7 protein-coding genes are annotated in these 6,248 nt (G+C 60.1%); 3 read left to right on the top strand and 4 right to left on the bottom strand.

From position 1 onward, the window contains the following. Together VNX23_RS00295 and VNX23_RS00290 are read right to left on the bottom strand one after the other, a co-directional pair. The coding region (locus VNX23_RS00295; RefSeq protein ID WP_325626807.1) for a magnesium transporter at positions 1–941 on the bottom strand (941 nt) is incomplete at its 3' end. A gap of 161 nt (positions 942–1,102) precedes the next feature. Then, positions 1,103–1,945 (bottom strand): DUF1194 domain-containing protein, encoded by an 843-nt coding sequence (locus VNX23_RS00290; protein WP_325626805.1) that lies wholly within the window; start codon positions 1,943–1,945, stop codon positions 1,103–1,105. Between the two features lie 153 nt (positions 1,946–2,098). Between VNX23_RS00290 and VNX23_RS00285 the strand changes: the two genes are divergently transcribed. Both VNX23_RS00285 and dmeF read left to right on the top strand, forming a co-directional pair. Further along, positions 2,099–2,377 carry a metal/formaldehyde-sensitive transcriptional repressor gene (locus tag VNX23_RS00285; protein ID WP_325626801.1) on the top strand — a complete coding sequence of 93 codons (279 nt, stop codon included), beginning with the start codon at positions 2,099–2,101 and terminating at the stop codon, positions 2,375–2,377. Positions 2,378–2,385: 8 nt separating this feature from the next. Then, positions 2,386–3,633: a CDF family Co(II)/Ni(II) efflux transporter DmeF gene (dmeF, locus tag VNX23_RS00280; RefSeq protein WP_325626799.1), complete on the top strand. Its 1,248-nt coding sequence runs from the start codon at positions 2,386–2,388 to the stop codon at positions 3,631–3,633. A 368-nt stretch (positions 3,634–4,001) separates the two neighbouring features. Here dmeF and VNX23_RS30925 read toward each other — a convergent pair whose 3' ends face one another. Continuing rightward, positions 4,002–4,301, bottom strand: a complete 300-nt coding sequence (locus VNX23_RS30925) for a helix-turn-helix domain-containing protein (protein WP_414642921.1) — start codon at positions 4,299–4,301, stop codon at positions 4,002–4,004. A 75-nt stretch (positions 4,302–4,376) separates the two neighbouring features. After that, positions 4,377–4,844, bottom strand: a complete 468-nt coding sequence (locus tag VNX23_RS00275) for a sterol desaturase family protein (protein WP_325626797.1) — start codon at positions 4,842–4,844, stop codon at positions 4,377–4,379. A gap of 205 nt (positions 4,845–5,049) precedes the next feature. Between VNX23_RS00275 and VNX23_RS00270 the strand changes: the two genes are divergently transcribed. Further along, positions 5,050–6,248, top strand: a 1,199-nt coding sequence (locus VNX23_RS00270) for a multidrug effflux MFS transporter (protein ID WP_325626795.1), incomplete at its 3' end; no start/stop codon positions are given.

Here is a 6,248-nt window from a genome sequence, read left to right as displayed (position 1 = left end):
ACGATCGCCTTCTCGAGCTCGCCTTCGTAGCCCTGCATCGCCGACGCCGTCAGCATTTCGGACAGGAACAGCGCGCACAACCAGCCGCCGCGCTTCTTCATCATCTGCCAGAAGCCGACTTCCATGTACGGCTCGTTGATGGCCGCCATGCCGCCGAACTTCTGCACGTCCTCGGTGGATTCTTGGACGATGGCGTCGATGACGTCGTCGACCGTGACGATTCCAATGACGCGACCATGGTCGACGACCGGCACCGCGAGGAGGTCGTACTTCGAGATCAGGCGCGCGACATCTTCCCGGTCCATCAGGGGAGTGGCGGTGATCAGACGGCCAGGACGGGCTACCGACAGCACCTGTGCTTCCGGATCTCCCGTGATCAGCCGGCGCAGGGTGATCGTTTTGACCAGCTTCTTGCTGAGGGGATCCAGCACGTAGATCGCGTAGACGGTTTCCCGGCTGCTTTCCACGTGACGGATATAGTCGAGCGTCTGCCCGACGGTGTAGGTCGAGGGAACGCTGGCGAATTCCGTCGTCATGATCGATCCCGCGGTGTCCTTCGGATATTCCAGCAGGCGGCGGATGTTGACCCTGGTGCCGGGGTCGAGCAGATCGAGCAGCTCGGAGCAGTGAGGCTCTTTTACCTGGCGGAAGACATCGGCGAGGCGGTCGGCCGACACGCCGGCAAGCAGCTTCGCGGCTACTGTCCGCGGCATCAGCGTGATGAGTTCAGGCTCGCGTTCCAGCCCTGGCTGGTCGAGGACTTCAATGGCGCGATCGGGCGGCAGATGGAGTAGAACCGCGACCGCGAGTTCCGGAGGCATGTCGTTGAGGGCTTCCACGATATCGGGCGCACGCTCGTCGATCATGCTTGCGGCGAGGGACGCGGGATTGACCATGTGGTCGGCCTTCGCCGCCGCATCCTGGACGCCAAGGTCGGTCATGATTCACATCTCCGTGCAGACAACGGACGGATATCATTTCCGATCAACCCCGATAAGCAGACAATTTCAGAGCCCGCCGGCACTTCGCAACAGTGCCATGAACGGACATCGCGGTCCGCTAGGGAAGCGTCCGGTGTTGTTGAATAGGATACAGTTGACGCTTACCGCCCCCAGCGGTCCTGCCACATTTTCTCGCCGACCAGACAGGGCACCCCCGGATCTTTCTCGATGACCGGAACGATACGGTGCTCCGGCGTCCGGCCTGCGACCTCAAGTATGAGCTTGCTCCGGATCGCCTCCTTGAACTTGTCGCGGTCCTTGATCGTCACCACGAACGAGCCCGGCCCTCCAATGACACAATCCTCGTAGTACAAATCGAGATTGTCGATATCCATCGTCGAATAGGATGGCTCCTTCACCATGATTGGCAGGCCGTTGATCGTAATACCCTTCTGCAGGGCTGCATCACGTGCATCGGTGACTGGGGCGCCATTGTTGTTGGGGCCATCCCCGGAGATATCGATGACGCGCCGTAGCCCGTGGTATGGATTCTCCTCGAATAGCGGCATTGCGAAATAGATCGCACCGGAAATCGAGGTGCGCGAGCCCCGGCGAACCGGCGTTTTCATGATCTCGGCAGCCACCGCGTCGGCGGACTCCGGGCCGTCGATCACTCGCCAGGGAATGACAATCTTCTGGTCGCTTGATGCCGACCACTCGAAATAGGTCACTGCCACCTTGCTGTGTGGACCCGTTCTTATCGCCTGAAGGAAATCTTTCGAGACGATCGCCTGCGCGTAGCCTTCGCGTTGGACGGCAAGTTCGTCCAAATCCATCGAATAGGAGACATCGACGGCGATGGCGAGTTCGATGTCGACGGACGACAAATTGTCTTTGGCGTCGGTCAGTTGAGAGCTGGAATCCGGCGCGGCAATGCCGGCAACGTCGCCCGCGGCCATTGCCCCCGCAACAAGCAGCGCCCCGATCGAGACACACCAGCGCATAGCGACCCTCCCGTCGATTTAAGCAGATGGTGACATGCAAAGACTCGCCGCGCAAAGCAGGAACCCGGCAGGATCTCGAAACCGATCCGACGCGGAGTACCGCATGCCATCACCCGTTGACATGGCATAGGGGGGTACCCTATATGGTGCGCCATGGCACACACGATCCGAGAAAAGAAGAAGCTGCTCGCACGGGTTGGGCGCATTCGCGGCCAGATCGAAGCGATCGAGCGGGCGCTCAATGAGGAGGCCGGATGCGAGCGCATCATGCATATGATTGCCGGCGTTCGCGGCGGCGTCGCCGGTCTGATGGCCGAGGTGGTGGAAGACCACATCCGCACCCATCTCGTCGATCCCGAAAAGAACCCGGGCGCCCTTAACGCCGACGCGGCGGATCAGCTCATCGAAGTGGTCCACACCTACCTGAAGTGAGGGACACCATGACCGACAACTACAACGACGCGGCGGCGGCCTTTCATAGCCATGTCTTCCTCGGCGAAGGACACGAGAAGAGCGAGCGCAGGACCTGGGCGGTCATCTGGCTGTGCGGCATCATGATGGTCGCGGAAATCATCGGCGGCCTGCTGTTCGGCTCGATCGCGCTGGTCGCGGACGGGCTGCACATGAGCACGCATGCCGGCGCGCTATTGTTGGCCGCGCTCGCCTATACCTACGCGCGCAAGCACGCCGACAATCCAGCTTTCACGTTCGGCACCGGTAAGCTCGGCGATCTCGCCGGTTTCACAAGCGCTATCGTTCTGGCGATGATCGCACTCCTGATCGGCTATGAGTCGGTCAGCCGCATTTTCCAACCCGTTCCCATTCATTTTGCCGAGGCGATCCCGATCGCCTTTGTTGGTCTCGCGGTAAACGTCGCGAGCGCGTGGCTCCTGAGCGGCGGCGAGCATCATGGCCATAGTCACGGTCATAGTCATGGGCACGCGCATGAAGGCCGTGACCATGACGAACAGCGCGAGATCGCGACCGCCGGCGGGTTCGTGGCCCTGGAAGTTTTCGAGGATGGGGTGCCGCCGCGCTTCCGTCTTCGTGCCATCACCGGCGCTGCCCCGACGGCACAAGCGTCGTCGATCGAAACGGTGCGTCCCGACGGAACGCGACAGCTTTTCGCGATGGTCGACAGAGGCGGCTTCCTGGAGTCGTATGACGAGATTCCGGAACCGCATGCCTTTACCGCGACGGTGCGGCTCGGCGGGCTGCATTATCCGACCGTTTTCGAAGAGCACGAGCACGCACATGGATCGACCGCCCGCGACAACAATATGCGTGCTGCGGTGATCCATGTCATTGCCGACGCCGCGGTATCGGTGCTTGTGATCGCGGGCCTCCTGCTCGCGCGCGCCTTTGGCTGGCTTTGGATGGACCCGCTTGCCGGCATCATCGGGGCTTTCGTAATCGCCAGTTGGTCCTACGGCCTGATCCGGGACACCGGCGCGATCCTGCTCGACATGAATCCCGACAAGGGCATGGCCAACAAGCTACGCGAGGAGCTCGAGGCTGACGGGGACAAGCTCGCCGATCTGCATCTTTGGCGCCTGGGGCCGGGACATCTCGGGGCGATTGTTTCGGTCGTCACCAACAAGGGACGCGACCCCCAATACTACCGCGCCAGGCTTGCGCGATTTAAATCGCTGTCGCATCTCACCATCGAGGTCGCGCGCAAGCCCTGAGGTGCACTTTCGTATTTTTGATGCCCGTGCATAATCGGCGCAAGCGATTCGGCGCGTTACCAGAGGGGTGGGTCATGCGGCCGTTCCATGCAGTGCCGGCCCTGCTGGTTGTCGGCCTCGTAGCTATTCCGGGGCAGATTTTCGCCGGATAGGCCGCCAACCGAGGCGACCTCGCATTAGTGCGATTGCTGCGCGCGAGGCCTGCCAGCCGGGGCCACTCGCTGCCTGTCACGACATTGCGAGAACATCCGCCGCAGTATCAATGTATTCTTGGAAAAACACCACAGGGTCATTTTCAGACGTCGGCCCTTCTGAAATTGATGTCCGCTTTACCCCTGCCGGCTCAACCGGTCGACGCAACACAGGCATTAAATCTCTCGGCTTACCGTCGAGGGTGAGCGGCCAAGCAACTTGGCGATCGATCGTGCCGATTGATCTGCCGTAATGCCTCTGGAAATCACCTCGCGTTCCGTGAGCGTCAATGCCAGCCTGGAGCGACGCCGCTGAGCAGGACGAATCCCACCATGCGGAGCCACCAAAAAATAGATCGACGATGACGGCTTACCAAACGCTCGTCCAATCGCCTTCAGCGACTCTCCGCGCTTCGAGCGATCCCATAACTCCGTTTTCTCTGCCGCAGTAAACCCTCTATGAAATCTGTGACCCATCAAGCACACTCCATCTCTCCTTCAAGATAAAGTGTTGCATCGACCAGTTGAGACCACCACCTCTTTCGCGGGTCATTAGCGCAACATCGTCCCGAATGCGCGATCCCACAGCGTTGTGCTGACGCCGTAGTTTCGCGTCGCGAATTGATGATGTCTTCGGTGATGCTCAAGCAGGGGTAACGGCAACTTATCGTGACCGTGATGTGCGCAATGATGCACGAATAGGTACCATGCGTAGGCGACTAAGCCTCCCGCGAGAAAGGCGCCGCCGGCGGTCAAATAGATCAGTGCGAAACAGGCCCATATCTGCCAAACGATATTGAGGACTGCCGCGTCCGGGTTGGCATGATGAAGCGCATGTTGGGTTGGTACGAGACCATGCAGCACAAAACGATGAACAACATATTCGGCAAGCGTCCACGTAACGAAGCCCGCGACTAAAAGCGCGGCATCGGAACTCATTCTGAACGGAGAAATTGCCAGCAGGACGATTGCGATCAGGGACGCCACTAGCATTTCGCCAAAATAGATGAAGGCGGTCATGCGCCATAGTATGCACCGGACGTACCCCTTCGCCTATCGGAAGATCGATTGGAGCCGTTAAGCTTTCTGAGGGATCGCAGCAGACGCGGTCCGACTGGTCTGGCTCGAAGTGCGCGGCGGGCGGCGTACCAGCCATCCCGGAAAATGGGTTGTGCGACGCACAGCACGGCCGATAAAGCTTTGTCGCTACAGTGAGGTGCACTGCGTGACTGATACGAATGCCGACGCTTGGGTTTCATCGAGCCACCGGCCGATGGGCTTTCCAGAATTTGTTGTCGTGATCGCGTCGATCATGGCCTTGAACCCGCTGGCTATGGACATGATGCTGCCAGCGCTACCGGACATCGCATCGGCATTCCACATCACCACTGCCAACCAGCCGCAGGAAGTCTTGTCGGCGTTCCTGATCGGCTTCGGCGTTGGCCAATTCATCATGGGACCTCTTTCAGACCGTTTCGGCCGGCGTCCAGTCCTGATCGACGGTATGGCGCTGTATTGCATCGCCAGCGTGCTCGCGATTACGGCATCGTCTTTCGAGACATTGCTGCTGGCGCGAGTGCTGCAGGGGCTTGGCACCTCCGCCACCCGTGTGATTGCGATTTCGATCGTTCGCGACTGCTACGCCGGCCGCCGCATGGCCAGCGTCATGTCACTGGCGATGATGGTCTTCATCGCCGTGCCAGTAATCGCGCCGTCGTTAGGTCAGGCGGTGATGTTGCTGACGCAGTGGCGCGGCATCTTCATCGTGTTGAAGCTCTACGGAGTGCTTGCACTGATTTGGAACGGGCTACGGATGCCGGAAACCTTGCCATTAGCCGAGCGCAAGTCGCTTGCTGTTCGCGACGTGCTCGGGGCCTTTCGCCAGACCGTCACCAACCGGCAGACGCTGGGTTATGCGCTGGCGGCCGGTAGCGTGCAAGGTGCGCTGTTCGCATTCGTGTTCTCGTCACAGCAGGCATTCACCGAAATTTACGGGCTTGGACATTTATTTCCGTTGGCGTTCGCAGCCGTCGCGATCGGCGTCGCAGTGGCTGGCTTTCTCAATGCGCGTTTTGTTGGCCGGGTTGGCATGCGGATTATTTCGCATGGCGCACTGATCGGCTTCGTGGCGGTGGCAGGGATGATGCTTATGGCGGTGAAAACCCAAACGCTATCGCTGCCGCTGTTCATGGCGCTGACGGCACTGATGATGTTCGCGTTCGGGCTGATGTTCGCCAATTTCACATCGCTTGCGATGGAACCGCAGGGCCATATCGCCGGCACCGCCTCGTCCCTCTATGGGTCGATCACCACGCTGCTCGGCATCGGCATTGGCACGACGATCGGCCAAGACTATGACGGCACGCTTTTGCCGTTTGCGACCGGGTTCTTCCTCTGCACGCTGGCTTCCTTGGCGGTCGTGCT

Origin of the sequence: Bradyrhizobium sp. (assembly GCF_035570375.1) — a bacterium.
Lineage (GTDB): Bacteria > Pseudomonadota > Alphaproteobacteria > Rhizobiales > Xanthobacteraceae > Bradyrhizobium.
Note: the sequence above shows the minus strand (reverse complement) of the source record. Positions and strands in the feature narration are given on the sequence as shown.